General features: G+C 50.9%; 6 protein-coding genes. All 6 read left to right on the forward strand.

Annotated elements, in window-relative coordinates; genetic code table 11:
• Nucleotides 1-280, forward strand: a 280-nt coding sequence (gene traA, locus AB4513_RS24385; RefSeq protein ID WP_017096435.1) for a type IV conjugative transfer system pilin TraA, incomplete at its 5' end; no start/stop codon positions are given.
• Between the two features lie 9 nt (nucleotides 281-289).
• Nucleotides 290-592 carry a type IV conjugative transfer system protein TraL gene (gene traL, locus AB4513_RS24390; RefSeq protein WP_016800089.1) on the forward strand — a complete coding sequence of 101 codons (303 nt, stop codon included), beginning with the start codon at nucleotides 290-292 and terminating at the stop codon, nucleotides 590-592.
• A gap of 14 nt (nucleotides 593-606) precedes the next feature.
• The gene (traE, locus tag AB4513_RS24395; protein WP_016800090.1) at nucleotides 607-1,182 is read left to right on the forward strand and encodes a type IV conjugative transfer system protein TraE; all 576 of its coding nucleotides are present in this window, start codon (nucleotides 607-609) and stop codon (nucleotides 1,180-1,182) included.
• The gene (gene traK / locus AB4513_RS24400) at nucleotides 1,169-1,954 is read left to right on the forward strand and encodes a type-F conjugative transfer system secretin TraK (protein ID WP_017096434.1); all 786 of its coding nucleotides are present in this window, start codon (nucleotides 1,169-1,171) and stop codon (nucleotides 1,952-1,954) included. Before traE ends, traK begins: the two co-directional genes overlap by 14 nt.
• Entirely contained in the window at nucleotides 1,944-3,488 is a 1,545-nt protein-coding gene (locus tag AB4513_RS24405; RefSeq protein ID WP_076647806.1) for a TrbI/VirB10 family protein, read from the forward strand. The genes traK and AB4513_RS24405 overlap by 11 nt, the downstream gene beginning before the upstream one ends.
• The gene (gene traV, locus AB4513_RS24410) at nucleotides 3,485-3,880 is read left to right on the forward strand and encodes a type IV conjugative transfer system lipoprotein TraV (protein WP_102258478.1); all 396 of its coding nucleotides are present in this window, start codon (nucleotides 3,485-3,487) and stop codon (nucleotides 3,878-3,880) included. The genes AB4513_RS24405 and traV overlap by 4 nt, the downstream gene beginning before the upstream one ends.
• Nucleotides 3,881-3,891: the final 11 nt, after the last annotated feature.

Genomic DNA, 3,891 nt, shown 5'->3' on the forward strand with positions numbered 1-3,891 from the left:
ACGCACCCAGCGCACCCTCCTTGTCGGGCTTGGCGTTGCTGTCTCGACACTTCTTATCACTCAGCCCGCTCTGGCTGCCGATATCTTCGCGTCAGGTAAACAAGCCATGAAAGACTCGGCGGGCAAAGGCTCTGCGGTTGAAACCGCGATGCTGGGGACTGGGCTTGCGGGGGCGGTCGTTACTGGACTGATGAGCCGTAACTGGTTTGCGGCCGTTGGCGGGTTCATTGGTGGCTCAGTCTTGTGGAATGTTGGAGCACCACTCGTCGGCTTAGGCTAAGGAGTCACAATGGAAGACCCTCATCAGTTTTTTTCTATTCCAAAACACATGAACAAAGGTCGTCGCTGGCTCGGGTTCCCAGTTGATGAACTCGTGCCTGCCCTCTGCATTTTTGGCCTCTCATTCTGGCTTAAACACGAAATGATAGGGCTGACGTTATCGCTGGCTTGGTTTGGGGGATTACGTTACATCAAAGCGCAATACGGTGACAACATAGTTACCTTGTCACTTTATTGGTGGGGGGCTTCCTTTGTCCATCCCACCCTCTTTAAGCGTACCCCCTCAGCCTGTCGTCGTTACTGGATTTTCTAAGGAGACCCTTCATCATGGATCCGTTTGTTAAACGGGATAAGCTGGCCGTCAAAAGCCTCCTCAATCTTTTTTTGAGTGCAGGCTTTCTTGTTATGCTTATCACTAACCTGGTGTTGGGTTACACCAGTTATCAAGCCCTTACCCATCAAAGCCGAACCCTAGTCCCGCCCACCCTCTCTCAAGCCTTTACGGTTTCGGATGGCGCGGTCGATGAACCTTATCTTGAGCAAATGGCGGATTATCTTCTCTACCTGAAACTCAACATCACGCCGGCAAGCGTTGGACGTCAGTTTGGTCAGTTACTTGAATATTTAGACGAGACAAGCTGGTACAACGTTCAACCTAAGCTGCTTCGAGAAGCCACGGTGGTTAAAAAAGATAACATCAGCAGCCAATTTTCTGTCGAGTTGGTCCGAATTTCTCTCGACACTCTCCAAGTACAACTCTACGGGAAACTCCAAAAGCACGTAGGCCAACGCGCACTAGATCCGGAGATGAAGTGGTATCAAGTCAACTTTAGCTATGACCAAGGCGTCATAGGTTTACTCTCCATTGAAGAAGTCGAGGTCAACACCGATGAATCTTTATGAGCAATCATTCACCCCATCGCAGCAATGGCACCCTTATTTTTTATCCATCGCGCTTTGGGTGGTCTTTTTCATCCCCTCTTTTGCCCTGGCTGAAAATGCCGCCATGGTGAGCTATGAGTTTGACGAAGGCGACACGATCCCCTTGTCACTCTCTTCCATTAACGTGAACCGTTTACTGGTCAACAATGACCGTATTATTTCGATCGTCTGCCCGAAAGGGTTTTGCACCTCAACGGGCAACCAAAAAGACGCTTCCGGCTCCATCACCTTAAAAATTAACCTTCCCTTACCGTTTACCGCGCACCTGACGACAGAGAAAGGGCGATTGTTTGCGCTGTTTATTACCCCCAAAGCTACACCATCTTTGGTCACGGAGTTTGTTTGGTCGCAAAATTACAAAGAGCAGCAAAGCCCGATTGAGCAGGCGGCGGATTATCCCGCCGCCATGACAGCGCTCACCAAAGCCATGATACGTTTTGTCCATGATGGCGCTCCCATTGCTGGTTTTAAACGTCACGACGTTGACCCCAAAACCTTACCCAAAGATGAAGCGTCACTGGCCATCATCCCTCAAACGGTCTTCGTGGGCCGTCATTATTCTGGGGTGGTTTATCAGCTCAAAAATCAAAGCCGCAGTGACATGGCGCTGACCACCGCGCAGTTCTACAGCTATTCCGCACGCTCAGCCGCGCTCGATGCCTATCAATTAAAACCTGGGCAAACTACCACGCTCTATCTCATTACTGGAGGAGGCGCCACCCATGCTCGATAAACAAAAAGACGCCTTGGGCCGTTTTAAGAAACGCGTCTTCAAAGACACCGACGGGGACTTTGAAGACGGCGGCACGATCAATGCCGTGACAAGAAAGCGCAATCGCACCATTACGCTCACGGTATTGCTGATATTGACCGCCCTGGCTTTTGTTGTTTGGCGGTTAACACTGTCTCCCCAAGCGCCAAGCAAGGGCATTCAAGATGTCGGATTTGGCGCTGTCGTCACCGATGATTTTACCGACAAAGACAACCAGTCCGCCCTGACGTTTCAACAAGACAAAATCAACCAAATAGAACAAAGCTTAGCGCGGTTTGAAGGCACATTAAGTCGCTTTGGACAAAGCTTAACCTCTGAGTTAGAGAACATTAAAAAGGCCAATGAGCGCGATACAAAATCGCAACTGACAGAGCTTGAGCAGCAGATGCAACAAAAGCTCGATGAAGTTGACGCGCTCAAGGCGCAGCTTGAGACGCAATTAGCCTCAACCCTCAAGGCAGGCGATCCTTCGACTCAACACGGCATCGAGACCAACCAGGGAGACACCTTTGGCCAATACAAACTGCCCCCAAGACCGGCCATTAATAGCAACATGGATAACGCCAAGGTGAATGAGTTCCAGTACCAAGAGCAAGATGATGTGGCCTTTAGTGGTGATGCCTTTGATAGCTTTGAATTTCACTGGCAAGCCAGTGTCGAGGAGAAACAATCCCGTCGCACGACCGATAACTACGTGCCAACCGGCACCTTTGTGACCGCCGTAATTACCGGCGGCGCTGATGCTAATGGGGGCGTCTCTGGACAAGGGGATACCTCACCGATTGTCTTTCAGACAGTCAATCAGGGGGTCTTACCCAACGGTCAGGCCTCTAAATTGAAGGATTGCACGATCACCGGCGCCGTCTACGGTGAGATCTCATCCAGCCGCGGCGTCGCTCGCACCAGTAGAATGAGCTGCATACAACCCAATGGCGATATTCTCGATATCCCCGTCAATGCGACCGTGTTTAACTTTGGTCGCAATGGTATTCGCGGTACCACCATTTTGAAAAACGGTAAGATCGTTCAAATGGCCGGCATTGCGGGGATCTTGCAAGGCGTAGGGGATGCAGGTAAAGCGCTGGCACAAACCACGACACCGACGGCGCTCGGCCCAAGTCAAAGCATCAACAGCGATAAAATTGGCTTGAATCTGCTTGGCGGCGCCACGGAGAGCGTTGGCAGCAAATTGGCGGACTACTACATCAAACTGGCCGAACTCTATCATCCGATAGTGGAAGTCAATCCTGGTGCCATCGTCAATATTGTCTTTTTGGAAGGCTTTCCATTAGATCCATTGCTGGCCGATGAATACGAAACGCGTATGAATGAGCAGCGTGAGCAAGTCTCCAACAGCAATCAGCTCTTGGATGTCATCACCAACGCCTCCTCTTTTCCACCAACCACTCAAACCGCCCCCATCAACCCATTAGCGCAAAAAATCACCCAACAAGGGTTAAGCCGCGTGGGCTTTGGGCGTGAGGAATCACCATGAATAGGCACGCTTTGTTTTCACTATCGATACTCTTAGGTCTGACCGGTTGTAGCGCGGGCTTTGAGAGCGAATACAGTTGCGCTCAGGTCGGCGGCGTTTCAGGTTGCGTCACCATGAACGAAGTTCGAGACAACGTATACGGTTATACCGGAGGCAGTGGTAACGCCACGGTCTCTTCTCAAGCGCGTCTCGCCCCACCTTCCGCCTTTACCTTACTGCCAAGGCGCAATCGAGAGGGGGAGCCAGAGCGAAGCCAAGAAGACGTTAAAAAACTCACCGTCTTCCCTTTCATCGACAAAGACAATCACTACATCGATACGATGGATGTTTACTTTGTCTTAGACGATAGCCGTTGGTCTGGGCGCCCTGCGCGCGCGATTTGGAAAGATTGATTAGGAAAAAA

Origin of the sequence: Vibrio sp. 10N.222.54.E6, assembly GCF_041473955.1 — a bacterium.
Lineage (GTDB): Bacteria > Pseudomonadota > Gammaproteobacteria > Enterobacterales > Vibrionaceae > Vibrio > Vibrio tasmaniensis_A.